The sequence below is a fragment of the Arthrobacter sp. TMP15 genome (genome assembly GCF_039529835.1).
GTDB lineage: Bacteria > Actinomycetota > Actinomycetes > Actinomycetales > Micrococcaceae > Specibacter.
This window is the reverse complement of sequence record NZ_CP154262.1, coordinates 3,071,290-3,083,858: the sequence shown is the minus strand read 5'-3', so window position 1 is coordinate 3,083,858 and position 12,569 is coordinate 3,071,290. Positions and strand designations below refer to the sequence as shown.

The following is a 12,569-nucleotide window of genomic DNA, read 5'->3' as shown; positions in this document are numbered from 1 at the left end:
TAACAAGGAGAACACTGTGTCAGAAGCAACTGCAGCTGACGGTGCAGCCGCGAAGACCGAGACAGCACCAGGCGCCGACAGCGCCCGTGGCCGTGGCGGTCGCGACGGTGCTCGTGGAGGCCGCGAAGGCGGTCGCGACGGTGGCCGCGGCCGTGGTCGTGACGGTGGACGCGAGGCTGAAAAAAGCCAGTTCATCGAGCGCGTAGTCAACATCAACCGTGTCGCCAAGGTTGTCAAGGGTGGTCGTCGCTTTAGCTTCACTGCACTTGTCATCGTCGGTGACGGCAATGGTTTGGTTGGCGTCGGCTATGGCAAGGCCAAGGAAGTTCCGGCCGCTATCGCCAAGGGTGTAGAAGAGGCCAAGAAGACCTTCTTCCGCGTTCCCTTGGTGGGCAAGACCATTCCGCACCGCGTACAGGGTGAAGCCGCTGCCGGCGTCGTACTGTTGCGTCCGGCTGCAGCTGGTACCGGTGTTATTGCCGGTGGTCCGGTTCGCGCCATCTTGGAATGCGTTGGCATTCATGACGTGCTGTCCAAGTCACTGGGTTCCTCAAATGCAATCAACATTGTTCACGCAACTGTTGCTGCATTGAAGGGTCTGGAAGACCCCAAGGCTGTTGCGGCTCGCCGCGGCCTGCCTTTGGATGAAGTTGCTCCGGCTGTGCTGTTGCGCAATATGCAAAAGGCAGGTCTGTAATGACTACACCGAAGAACATCCAGGTTTCTGAGAAGAAGCTGACAATCACTCAGATCAGGGGCGTCATTGGCGCCAAGGCGAACCAGAAGGCCACGCTGCGTTCATTGGGTTTGAAGCGCATTGACGACACCGTCGTTCGCGTTGCAGACTCAGTGACTGTTGGCATGGTCAACACGATTCCGCACCTGATCAAGGTTGAGGAGGCGAAGTAAAGTGGCTGAAAAAAACACTGCTGAGACTGTTGAAAAGCAGAACGCACTCAAGGTTCACCACCTGCGACCGGCACCCGGTGCCAAGACGGCTAAAACCCGTGTTGGCCGTGGTGAAGGATCCAAGGGTAAGACCGCAGGTCGCGGTACCAAGGGTACCAAGGCTCGCTACCAGGTAAAGGCTGGCTTTGCTGGCGGCCAGTTGCCGTTGCACATGCGCTTGCCCAAGCTGCGTGGCTTCAAGAACCCGTTCCGCGTTGAGTTCCAGGTTGTAAACCTGGACAAGCTGAACGAGCTCTTCCCTGAAGGTGGCGTTGTCACCGTCGAAGCTCTGGTTGAAAAGGGAGCGGTTCGTAAGAACCAGCTCGTGAAGGTGCTTGGCACCGGCGAAATCACCGTCAAGGTTGATATTGCTGCTGACGCATTCTCCTCCAGCGCGGTTACAAAGATCACTGCTGCAGGTGGCACCACTACCGAACTGTAATAAGTTCAAAAATGGTCACATCTAACGACTAGACTCTTGGTGGGCGGAGCTGAAGTTCCGTCCGCCAGGGGTCTTTCGTGTTGTTAGCCTTGTGCCATGCGCTTTACGCCTTGGACGTGGCACGCCGTCACAGTTCCGAAGCGGATCAGATCACGTATTAGACTCTTTCCTTGGACCTCATTTGAGATGCCAACGCCATTACTAGACATCAGGAGGACGCTTGCTTACCGCATTTGGCCGCGCCTTTCGCACGCCTGATCTGCGACGCAAGTTGTTGTTCACGCTGGGAATTCTTGCCATCTTCCGCTTGGGTGCTTTTATCCCATCGCCTGGAATTGATTATCGAAATGTCCAACAGTGCGTGAATGCTGCTGACACAAGCCAGGGTATCTACCAGCTGGTTAACTTGTTCAGTGGCGGCGCCTTGCTCCAGGTTTCCATTTTTGCTTTGGGAATCATGCCGTACATCACGGCCAGCATCATTGTTCAGCTGCTGCGCGTAGTGATCCCCCGCTTCCAGGAGCTGCACCTTGAAGGTGCCCAGGGTCAGGGGATGCTGACGCAGTACACCCGTTACCTCACCATCGCCTTGGGGTTGCTCAATGCAACCACTTTGGTGACGTTGGCGCGATCTGGACAACTCTTTGCCGGTTGTGGTGCCGCAGGCTCTCCTGGTGCGTTGATCCCGAACGATAACCTGATCACGATCCTGCTGCTGATCATCACACTGACTGCCGGATCCGGGTTGATCATGTGGATGGGGGAGCTCGTCACTGAAAAGGGTGTCGGCAACGGCATGTCCTTGCTGATCTTTGTTGCTATTGCAGCACAGTTCCCCACCTCCTTGGGTGCCATCCTGAAGACCCAGGGTTGGGGTACCTTCCTCACCGTTATGGTCATTGGGCTCCTCGTAGTGGCTTTGGTTGTCTTTGTTGAGCAGTCACAGCGACGTGTACCTGTGCAATACGCAAAGCGGATGATTGGCCGCCGTACTATGGGCGGCACCAGCACGTACATTCCCATCAAGGTGAACATGGCCGGTGTGATCCCGGTAATTTTTGCTTCTTCGATGTTGTATCTGCCAGCACTGGTGGCACAGTTCGCCACTCCTGCCAACGCCACTGAAGTTCCTGTGTGGATCGAATGGATCAACAACTACCTCACCCGTGGCGATCACCCGTTCTACATGTTGATGTACTTCTTGTTGACCATTGGTTTCACTTATTTCTACGTTGCGATCACCTTCAATCCTGAAGAAGTATCAGACAACATGAAGAAGTACGGTGGGTTCATCCCCGGCATCCGTGCAGGGAAGCCCACACAGGATTATCTCCAGTACGTTATTTCACGCATCACACTGCCAGGTTCGCTTTACCTGGGTATTGTCGCTTTGATTCCTCTCATCGCTTTGGTCATGGTGGGCGCCAACCAGAACTTCCCGTTCGGTGGCACCTCGATCCTGATCGTTGTGGGTGTTGGTTTGGAGACGGTGAAGCAGATTGATGCACAGCTCCAGCAGCGCCACTACGAAGGGTTATTGCGATGACAAGAATGCTGATTATTGGACCTCCCGGGTCAGGTAAAGGCACACAGGCAGAACGAATCTGTGCGGAGCTTGGCATTGTAGCCATCTCCACCGGTGACATCTTCCGCGCCAACGTCAAGGGTGAAACACCTTTGGGACTTGAAGCGAAGACCTACATGGACAACGGTGACTTTGTACCTGACAGCGTGACCAACCGGATGGTTCGGGATCGGCTTGCCCAAGATGATGTTGCGGAGGGTTTCCTGCTGGATGGCTACCCGCGTACGTCCCCTCAGGTAGATGAACTTGACGATATTTTAGGTGCGGCTTCGGCCAACTTGGATGTTGTTATCCAGCTAACTGCTGACGATGAAGAACTCGTCAAGCGCTTGTTGGGCCGTGCCCGTGAAACCGGCCGGAGCGATGACACCGAAGCCGTCATTCGTCACCGTCTGGATCTCTACCGCGAACAAACTGAGGTTGTAGTGTCCCGCTATGCGGAGCGCGGCATTCTGGCCAAGGTTGACGGACTAGGCGAGATGGATGACGTGACAGCACGGATCATGGAAGCCATTAAAAGCGTTTAGTCAGTCTCAGTAAGTTTGTTGCTTTATCAACGGTGCCGCACAGGTGCCGGGTTGTGAAGGAGGGCTCCTTCCCGCATTACGGGGAGGAGCCCTCAACCATTTTAGCGAAAGGATCTTTCATGGCGTTTGGCCAGCAAAAAATTGAATACAAGACCATCGATCAAATGCGGATCATGCACCGCAGCGGGCTCATTCTTGACGCTGCCTTGAACAAGACGATTGCGGCAGCCGCACCAGGTGTCACCACGGGTGAGCTTGATGCGATCTTTGCCGCAGAGCTGAAGAAGGCTGGAGCCACCTCCAATTTCTTGGGCTACTACGACTTCCCCGCCTCCATCTGCACCTCTGTCAATGAGGAAGTGGTCCATGGGATCCCCGGCTCCCGAGTCTTGAAGGCAGGGGACCTGATCTCCATCGATGGGGGTGCCATTGTTGAAGGGTGGCACTCAGATTCTGCCCGGAGCACTATTGTTGGAGGTCCGGGCGCTGAGGATCCGGCAGATCGCCGTCTTTCCGATATCACCGAAGAAAGCATGTGGCGCGGCATTGCAGCCATGGCCACGGCCAAATACGTGGGAGACATTGGTGACGCCATCGACGAGTACGTCACTTCACAGCCGGGTCAGGAACTTGGGATTCTCGAGGATTACGTCGGTCACGGCATCGGATCGGCTATGCATATGCCTCCGGACGTGCTGAACTATTCATCCAAGCACCGTGGACCCAAGCTCAAACCCGGCATGTGCCTGGCGCTCGAGCCGATGCTGGTTCGCGGAGGACTGGAAACGATCACGCTTTCCGATGACTGGACCGTCGTGACAGCGGATAAGGCCCGCGCTGCGCACTGGGAACATTCGGTGGCAGTTCACGCCAAAGGTATCTGGGTACTTACCGCGGCCGACGGCGGTGCGGCGCGGCTTTCGCCGTTGGGAGTCACTCCGGTTCCGCTGGACTAGTCCCCAGCTCCTCCCAATGCTCGCAAGCTCACATCGGGTCCCTCGGAGCCGTGGGCCCACCCAGCTCCTCCCAATGCTCGCTGAGCGAGTAGAAACGAGCGTCCCATGGGCGTGGGGACCTAACCGCTTAGCAAGAGCATTCGTCATTCTCAACGCCTGAGACCTTGTTTTCGGGATCTGATGCGCAGCATTCATCGGCGGGCTCTGTGTCCGCGTTGTCGTCGTGGTGCATCGGTGGGCAGCAGGTATCACCTCGCCACGCATCGCGACCCTCCTTGATTGCAACACCAGCAATTACGAGGGCGGCGATGGGATCGGCCCACGCCCATCCCAGCGCGCTGTTGAGAAGCAGACCAACCAGAAGCACCGCCGATAGGTACGTGCAAAGGAGAGTTTGTTTTGAATCGGCGACTGCGGATCGCGAACCAAGTTCACGTCCAGCCCGACGCTGCGCCCAAGACAGCAAGGGCATGATCGCCAGGCTGAGCGCGGCGAGGACAATACCCACACTGGAGTGTTCCGCTACTGTCCCCATAGACAATGAAGTGAGAGCATCGGTGGCAACGAAAGCTGCGAGGGCAAAGAAGGACAGTGCAATGATGCGCAGGGCCGTTCTTTCACGAGTCTGGGGATCGTGGGCGCTGAACTGCCATGCCAGCGCGGCCGCAGAGGATACTTCCACTATGGAATCCAAACCGAAGCCGATGAGTGCGCTGGAGGATGCGCCCGTTCCTGCTGAGAGAGCAATGACGGCCTCGACGATGTTGTAGCTGATAGTAGCTGCGATGAAGAGCCTGATCCTGCGGTTTAGGATTCGGCGGCGCTCACCTGTGGGCGCTCTGGTGTACAGCGGATTCGTGGCGGTCATCAGCAGCAGTCTTCGGTAGCTGCGGCTGCACAGTACTCCGGGTCCACTGTGAGCACAACGGCTAGCAGGTCCGTCAGGGCATGGCCGATCTTCGCATCCGCCAACTCGTAACGAGTTCGCCGCCCTTCCGGAACTGCCACCACCAGACCGCAGCCCCTAAGACATGCCAAATTGTTGGAAAGGCTTTGCCGGCTGATGTTCAGGGTCTGCGCCAAATCGGACGGATATGCCGGAGCGTTGCGCAGGGTCAAAAGTATTCGGGCCCGCTTGGGGTCAGAGAGAGCATGACCAAATCTGCCAAGTACCGACCAGTGAGCCACAGTTTCCATACAAGAAGACTACACAAATTTCTGTATTCACAAAATTATGAACAGTTATTAAGCACTTCAAACCACGCCCTTACTCTTATATTCGTGAGTGGCCCCAAGTCTCCGGGCTGCCTGCACGGCCGCTGATTTCAAGCGAAAGTCTCATGATCTGCTTGTTGGTACGCCTTCCTCTAGCAACTGCGCAAAAGTGGGCATAACTATTTAGATTGTGTTTGCCTGCCGTCCACCTGGTCGATACCAGAAAATACATTGCCTTCCGTAGCTTGGTCACTGAAGCCAAAGGGGAGCCCGCTGCAACAACGCGGCCCGCCCTTGTGACCAAAACTATGAGGAGTGTCAACACATGCGCATCTATGCCCACCGCGGAGTTTCAGCGCATCTGCCGGAGAACACACTTGCCGCCTTCGCCAGTGCCATTGAGCTAGGTGTCGACGGTATTGAGCTGGACGTACAGCTCTCGTCGGACGGAATCCCCGTGGTGATTCATGACGACACAGCCGACCGCACGACCAACGGAACTGGAAGCATTAGAGAGTTCACCGCTCGGCAGTTGGGTCTGCTCGATGCAGGCCGTGGAGAATTTGTTCCTACGCTGGCTCAAGTCCTCAAGCTGGCAGCTGGCAAGGTATGCGTCAACATTGAGCTCAAGGACCCCACTTCAGCGGGGCCTGTTTGCGAAGTTGTTGCCCAAGTAGCCGGATTGGACTGGTTTGCCTCGTCAGCTAACTGGAACTCCTTAGCAGATTTAGCAGCCAGGATTCCTAATGCAAAGGTGTACCCCTTATGTATTGGCAAACTTGAAAAAGTACGTGCGCACTTACCCCAGAGTGCCATTCTGGAACAGTTTGCTGGTCGAGGCCTCGCTGAGGCCATAGCCTTTGCCCTCAACAACGGCGGTGAAGGTGTCTCCGTCTGTGAACGGGGACTGGAGGAAGATGATATTGAAACTATTCACAGCGCGGGGCTTCAGGCCTGGGTCTGGACAGTCAACGACACCGGACGGGCCCTGGACCTGGAGAAAATGGGTATTGATGCACTCTGCACCGACGACCCGGCGCTGATCCAAACTGCTAAAGTTCCTGGCACCGTCCGGAGCACAGATTCCACTTCAGTAGCGGGAAACTAGGTTCATGGCGCAAGTCGTTTCAGCTACGTCACCATCCCGAACGCTCCATTTGGAGTCATCTTCCTCCGGGCGGAACCACGATGACGGTACCTTGGTCCTGCGCAAAAGGCGCACACCCTGGAAATCGTGGCTTCTGTTTCTGGCATTCGCAGGTCCGAACGTGGCTTTGCTCATCATTTTTACCTACAAGCCCCTTGTGCAGTCGCTGCAATACTCGCTGCTGCAATGGAACATTGGCTCGGCGACCGCCCGTTTCATCGGTCTGGAGAACTACGTCAATTGGTTTGGCGATCCGGCCACCGCAAACGTGGTGCGAGTGACAGTAATCTTCACACTGACCACTGTGGCCGGAGGCATGGTCTTGGGCCTGGCACTGGCCCTGTTGCTAAACCGTAAACTCCGCGGTACCGGCATGGTGCGCACGGTAGTCGTTGCACCTTATGTGTTGTCAGGAGTCGCTGTAGGACTGCTTTGGCTCTTTGTTTTCGACCCGAACTTTGGCGTTCTTGGCGGGGTTTTAAAGGCCCTCGGGATGGGGTCCCCTGATTGGTACAACGATCCTCAGTGGGCGCTGCCCATGATCATCATTGTCTACCTTTGGAAAAATGTCGGATACGTGGCACTCATCTATCTGGCCGCGCTGCAAGCCGTGCCAAAGGACCTTCTCGAAGCCGCTCGGCTCGATGGCGCTGGAGCCTTCGCGTCATTTTACAATGTGGTTTTACCGCTGCTTGGGCCCACCACATTTTTCCTCTCAGTGACCACCTTACTGAGCTCTTTACAATCCTTTGACATTATCCAGGCAATGACTAAAGGAGGGCCACTGGAAGGCACCACCACCATGATGTACCAGATTTACCAAGAAGGCTTCGCCACCGGCCGTGCCGGATATTCCTCGGCGATCGCGACCATCTTGTTCTTTGTCCTGTTAGTGGTCACAGCCGTACAGATGCTGGTTATCCAGAAGAAGGTCCACTACTGATGAGCTTGGATGTTCGAAAGAAAAATACCGTGAAGCTGGAGAATACGCCGCCCCTGCCCACGCTCAAGGATCCCGGAATGACTGGGCCATCAAAGGTACGGGCAACGACGAAAACAGGGCGGGCCAAACCCCGGATCGGCGGCTACCTCATGATGATCCTGGCAATGGCTGTCATGATTCTGCCGCTTGTGTGGATGCTGCTTGCCAGCTTCAAGCAGCCAGAAGAAATTTATACTGTGCCAATTCAGTGGGTGCCGGAGTCTTTCAAGCTCTCCAACTACTTCGGCGCATTGGCCGCAGTACCTTTCGGTAATTTCTTCATCAACTCGCTGATTACAACTATTATTGGCGCCACCTTGAAGATCTCTCTGGGCTTGACCACCGCATACGCCGTTGTATTTTTAGAGTTTCCGTTCAAGAAATTCGTGTTGGGACTTGTGGTGTTCGCTCTCCTGGTGCCCCAACAAATCGTCATTATCCCCAACTACACCCTTATCTCGGACTTGGGCTGGATCAATACCTACCAGGGCCTGATCCTGCCCGGACTAGCCAGCGCCTTTGGCACCTTCCTATTCCGCCAGCACTTCCTATCATTGCCTCTTCCCATTTTGGAGGCGGCAGCCCTTGACGGTGCGAGCCACTGGACTCGGTTATGGCGTTTTGTGGTGCCGATCTCGGCTCCCACGATCGCCGCTGTTGCGCTGGTCTCGATAGTTTCCGAATGGAACGAATACCTTTGGCCACTGTTGGTGGTCGACAAGGCCGAAATGATGACGTTGCCCGTGGGCTTGACGCTGTTGCAGAACAATGACGGCGTCACCAACTGGGGCGTCCTCATGGCAGGAACAGTGCTCATAACTGCGCCCGTGCTGATTGCGTTCTTTATGCTTCAGCGCAGGATCGTCACTGGGCTCACCTCCGGCGCCGTCACCGGATAAGGAACCTCCCAACGCCGCCCTTCTGGCAGTACTTTTTACCCAGTTCAACCGTGCCAAGCAATTCCCTGCCCTCTGAGCGGGCAGTACCCAATTCAAGGAGAAAACCATGTCAGCTTCACCCTTTGCAAACCTAAACCGCCGCCAGCTGCTCCAGCTTGCTGCTCTCATGGGTGGCTCGGCCGCCTTGGCTGCCTGTGGCGGACCTGCCGTTGGTGAGGCCGGCGGCGCAGCCACAGCCAAGGCCATCGATTGGACCTCTGTCACTCCTGCGAAGGAGATCACTTGGTGGTCCAACCACCCCGGCACTTCCAAAGAGATTGAATCTGAAATTATTAAGCGCTTCATGGCCGAGAGCGGGATCAAAGTCAACCTCGTCACTGCCGGGGCCAATTATGATGAGGTTGCACAAAAGTTCCAAGCGGCATCGGGCTCCAGTAACGTCCCGGACCTCGTCATTGCCAGTGACGTATGGTGGTTCCGGTACATGATCAATGGCCAGATTCTGCCCTTGGATGAGCTAAGCAAACATCTGGAATTCGATAGCGCGGACTTTAACACCACGTTGTATGACGACTACGAATTCTCGGATTCGCACTGGGCAGTCCCGTACGCCCGTTCCACACCACTGTTTTATTTCAATAAGTCTGTATGGGAGAAGGCCGGCCTGCCCGATCGCGCCCCAAAGACGTGGGACGAGTTTGATCAGTGGGCACCCAAGATTCAGGCCGCCACAGAGGTTACTCCTCTGGGCCTGGGCAAGGGCACCTCTTGGACCGCTTGGTGGTTCTGCAACATGCTGTGGGGAGCAGGCGGTGCGTATTCCAAGGACTGGAACATGACCCTGGATACGCCAGAAGCGATCGAGGCAGCCAAGTACCTGCAGAAAATTGTTTACGAAGACAAATCGGCAGCGGTCACTGCAAAGGATCAAGTGGCGGACTTTGGCGCAGGACTCACCGGGTGCACCATTGCTTCCACAGGCTCGCTCACGGGCATCCTTGCTTCATCTACATTTGAGGTCGGCACGGGTTTTCTCCCAGAAGGCAAGAAGGGACCGGCTTGCCCCACAGGTGGCACCGGCTTGGCCATCCCGGCGGGCAAGTCGCCCGAGCAGCAGTTGGCGGCGGCAATGTTCTTGAAGTTCCTGACCAATGCAGAAAATACGGCGTATTTCTCCTCGAACACCGGGTACATGCCTGTGCGTACCTCAGCACTGGAGGGGGCAACCATGAAGGCCGTCTATGCTAAAACCCCGCAGTTCCGCACAGCCGTGGATCAGCTCGCCGGAACGCGTGTGCAAGATTGGGGCCGTGTGTTTGTTCCCAACGGTGACAAGGACCTGACCACAGCATTGGAAAAGATCATGTTGCAGAAGGGTGATCCTGCCGAGGCATTTGCAACAGCTTCAGCATCGATCGCAAAGTCCTACGAGAGCAACGTCAAGCCGTACTTGTAGAGCTAAGCGTGCAGCGGCGGCTGGAGGATATTCCTCAAACGTAAGCAAGCGCCTGCCCTCGCGCACCAACTGCCAATCAGCAGGTGGTGCGCGAGGGCAGGCGCTCTTTCGCGGTGCGAGGTAGGCGAACAACAGAAGCGTGAAGTGCGCGCGCACCAGTGGGCGGGATGGTGTTGCAGTGCAAAGCAAGAGATAATTGCGGGGATACGCACTGGCGCAACCAAGGAGTTCAGCTGATGTCACAGGCAAAAACCGAAACGGGGGCTATCACTGACGTCCCGGGCATCCGTGTTGGTCAGGCCCAACGCAGTTGCGATGGTTGGCTTACCGGGGTAAGCGTTGTTTTACCTCCACCGGGCACTATCGGCTCCGTAGACGTTCGTGGCGGCGGACCCGGAACACATGAAACAGATGCGCTAGATCCAACAACCATGGTCTCTACCGTGGATGCCGTGGCGTTGACAGGCGGCAGTGCTTACGGGCTGGCCGCTGCCGGCGGCGTACAGCGTTGGTGTGAAGAGAACGGGCGAGGCTTTGCGGTCCCAGGGGGAGTGGTTCCCATAGTTCCGGCCGCAGCCATCTTCGATCTTGGCCGAGGCGGTGACTTTTCCGCGCGACCCACGGCAGAGATGGGGTACGAAGCGGCCCTGGACGCTGCAGGCACGGCCGAGGGTGCCGCCGTCGTCCGCGGAAATGTTGGTGCTGGAACAGGGGCAGCCATCGGTGCCGGAGGTTACAAGGGCGGGTTGGGAACAGCATCGGTGCGTCTAACAGGCCGGAACGCGCACATCATAGTAGGGGCCCTGGCCGTAGTGAATGCTGCCGGCGTCCCTTGGCGGGAAGGCGAAACTTCTGTGGTTTCGGGGGAGGGGTTGAATACCACCCTGGTAGTGGTTGCCTGCAACGCGCTCATGAGTGTTGCGGACGCTAAACGCACGGCCACTGCCGCTCACGCCGGGATGGCGAGAGCGCTAAACCCCGTCCATACCCTGGCCGACGGCGACACCATCTTTGCGCTGTCTACGTGCGCCGAAAAGTTAGTGCAACATCCATCAATTCCGGTCGCATCAATGATTGAACTTCAAAGTGCTGCCGCAGAGGCTGTGCGCTTGGCTATCCTCGATGGCGTCGCTTCGGCCAAACCAGTAACAACTCCGGCAGGTTCCCTGCAGCCTTACCCTCCAGCAAGACTGAGGAGGCCAATTTAACATATTTGCACAATTGCACTAGAGTAGGTTGTTGGTTGTCTGTGCCTGCTAGCCTGTGGGGTGCCCAGCTTGTCATGGCGTCAAGCCATTGAAGTTGAGTACATGCGGATAAACAATAATTAGTAGCAAATCGAACGCCGATCTGAAACCGGTTCCTTTCGGGACCGTCTATGTCGGCGCAACAAAGTTAGCGGAGGATATGGCCAAGAAAGACGGGGTCATTGAGATCGAGGGCGTTGTGACTGAAGCGCTGCCCAATGCGATGTTTCGTGTTGAGCTGACGAACAAGCACATCGTTCTTGCCCATATCTCAGGAAAAATGCGCCAGCACTACATTCGTATCCTTCCTGAGGACCGAGTTGTGGTGGAGCTGAGCCCGTACGACCTGACACGTGGTCGTATCGTCTACCGCTACAAATAACCACAACTGTAATCACGCAAAGGAATGCCATGAAGGTCAAGCCGAGCGTCAAGCAGATCTGCGATAAGTGCAAGGTGATTCGCCGTAATGGTCGAGTCATGGTGATCTGCGAGAACCCGCGCCACAAGCAGCGCCAGGGCTAATCTCCTCGTTTTCGAGGAATCCCTGAGCAAATGCTCACGCAAGTAAAATAATAAGGCAGCACAAGTTGGACGAAGGCGGAGAAATCCGCAACCGTATCAACGGACCCCTGGTCGGAGGCCAGGGCCGCATCTTTCAAAAATGCGGGTGTACTGTCTACGACCTCCGGTAAACACCAAGGAGCAGCCAAATATGGCACGTCTCGCTGGCGTAGACCTTCCCCGCGAAAAGCGGTTGGAAGTAGCGCTTACTTACATCTACGGCGTGGGCAAGACCCGTGCGAAGAATGTTCTGACCGAAACCGGGATCTCCCCGGATGTTCGTGTCAAGGACCTTTCTGACGCTGAACTCGTTCAGTTGCGTGACAACATCGAGGGTAACTACAAGATTGAGGGTGACCTTCGCCGCGAGGTCGCAGCTGATATTCGCCGCAAGGTTGAAATCGGTAGCTACCAGGGTATCCGCCACCGTCGCGGAATGCCCGTGCATGGCCAGCGCACGAAGACCAACGCACGCACCCGCAAGGGTCCGAAGCGTACCGTCGCAGGCAAGAAGAAGGCCGGCAAGTAGATCCCGCTAACCGGTATAGAAAAACTGCTGAAGCCGTTTTTCAGATGCTGGCAAGTGTGGTTCAACCCATGC

At 56.2% G+C, this 12,569-nt stretch carries 16 protein-coding genes; 14 read left to right on the top strand and 2 right to left on the bottom strand.

The window, feature by feature from the left end; genetic code table 11:
• Positions 1-16: 16 nt before the first annotated feature.
• The 6 genes from rpsE to map all read left to right on the top strand — a co-directional run bounded on the left by rpsE (position 17) and on the right by map (position 4,458).
• Positions 17-697 (top strand): 30S ribosomal protein S5, encoded by a 681-nt coding sequence (gene rpsE, locus AAFM46_RS13875; protein ID WP_283532157.1) that lies wholly within the window; start codon positions 17-19, stop codon positions 695-697.
• Positions 697-909: a 50S ribosomal protein L30 gene (gene rpmD / locus AAFM46_RS13870; RefSeq protein WP_283532158.1), complete on the top strand. Its 213-nt coding sequence runs from the start codon at positions 697-699 to the stop codon at positions 907-909. Before rpsE ends, rpmD begins: the two co-directional genes overlap by 1 nt.
• 1 nt (position 910) lies before the next feature.
• Complete coding sequence (gene rplO / locus AAFM46_RS13865) at positions 911-1,390, top strand: 50S ribosomal protein L15 (protein WP_283532159.1); 480 nt, start codon at positions 911-913, stop codon at positions 1,388-1,390.
• A 220-nt stretch (positions 1,391-1,610) separates the two neighbouring features.
• A complete protein-coding gene (secY, locus tag AAFM46_RS13860) occupies positions 1,611-2,936 on the top strand; it encodes a preprotein translocase subunit SecY (protein ID WP_283532160.1) in 1,326 nt (441 codons plus the stop codon).
• A gap of 5 nt (positions 2,937-2,941) precedes the next feature.
• Positions 2,942-3,502, top strand: a complete 561-nt coding sequence (locus AAFM46_RS13855; protein WP_283532254.1) for an adenylate kinase — start codon at positions 2,942-2,944, stop codon at positions 3,500-3,502.
• A gap of 119 nt (positions 3,503-3,621) precedes the next feature.
• Entirely contained in the window at positions 3,622-4,458 is an 837-nt protein-coding gene (gene map, locus AAFM46_RS13850; RefSeq protein WP_343318417.1) for a type I methionyl aminopeptidase, read from the top strand.
• Between the two features lie 127 nt (positions 4,459-4,585).
• On the opposite strand, the gene AAFM46_RS13845 is transcribed toward map, so the two are convergent.
• Complete coding sequence (locus tag AAFM46_RS13845) at positions 4,586-5,326, bottom strand: cation transporter (protein WP_283532162.1); 741 nt, start codon at positions 5,324-5,326, stop codon at positions 4,586-4,588.
• The gene (locus AAFM46_RS13840) at positions 5,326-5,655 is read right to left on the bottom strand and encodes a winged helix-turn-helix domain-containing protein (protein WP_283532163.1); all 330 of its coding nucleotides are present in this window, start codon (positions 5,653-5,655) and stop codon (positions 5,326-5,328) included. Before AAFM46_RS13840 ends, AAFM46_RS13845 begins: the two co-directional genes overlap by 1 nt.
• 343 nt (positions 5,656-5,998) lie before the next feature.
• Here AAFM46_RS13840 and AAFM46_RS13835 point away from each other — a divergent pair, with 343 nt between their 5' ends.
• From AAFM46_RS13835 to rpsM, 8 genes are all read left to right on the top strand, one after another.
• Positions 5,999-6,781, top strand: a complete 783-nt coding sequence (locus AAFM46_RS13835) for a glycerophosphodiester phosphodiesterase family protein (protein ID WP_343318414.1) — start codon at positions 5,999-6,001, stop codon at positions 6,779-6,781.
• A gap of 4 nt (positions 6,782-6,785) precedes the next feature.
• The gene (locus AAFM46_RS13830) at positions 6,786-7,763 is read left to right on the top strand and encodes a sugar ABC transporter permease (RefSeq protein WP_283532165.1); all 978 of its coding nucleotides are present in this window, start codon (positions 6,786-6,788) and stop codon (positions 7,761-7,763) included.
• A gap of 77 nt (positions 7,764-7,840) precedes the next feature.
• Positions 7,841-8,701: a carbohydrate ABC transporter permease gene (locus AAFM46_RS13825; protein ID WP_343318412.1), complete on the top strand. Its 861-nt coding sequence runs from the start codon at positions 7,841-7,843 to the stop codon at positions 8,699-8,701.
• A gap of 106 nt (positions 8,702-8,807) precedes the next feature.
• Positions 8,808-10,157: an ABC transporter substrate-binding protein gene (locus tag AAFM46_RS13820; protein ID WP_283532167.1), complete on the top strand. Its 1,350-nt coding sequence runs from the start codon at positions 8,808-8,810 to the stop codon at positions 10,155-10,157.
• Between the two features lie 236 nt (positions 10,158-10,393).
• Positions 10,394-11,365: a P1 family peptidase gene (locus AAFM46_RS13815; RefSeq protein WP_343318409.1), complete on the top strand. Its 972-nt coding sequence runs from the start codon at positions 10,394-10,396 to the stop codon at positions 11,363-11,365.
• A 199-nt stretch (positions 11,366-11,564) separates the two neighbouring features.
• Positions 11,565-11,786: a translation initiation factor IF-1 gene (infA, locus tag AAFM46_RS13810; protein WP_009358723.1), complete on the top strand. Its 222-nt coding sequence runs from the start codon at positions 11,565-11,567 to the stop codon at positions 11,784-11,786.
• 29 nt (positions 11,787-11,815) lie between these two features.
• Positions 11,816-11,929: a 50S ribosomal protein L36 gene (gene rpmJ / locus AAFM46_RS13805; RefSeq protein WP_011775570.1), complete on the top strand. Its 114-nt coding sequence runs from the start codon at positions 11,816-11,818 to the stop codon at positions 11,927-11,929.
• A 190-nt stretch (positions 11,930-12,119) separates the two neighbouring features.
• Positions 12,120-12,497 (top strand): 30S ribosomal protein S13, encoded by a 378-nt coding sequence (gene rpsM, locus AAFM46_RS13800; protein WP_283532169.1) that lies wholly within the window; start codon positions 12,120-12,122, stop codon positions 12,495-12,497.
• Positions 12,498-12,569 lie beyond the last annotated feature (72 nt).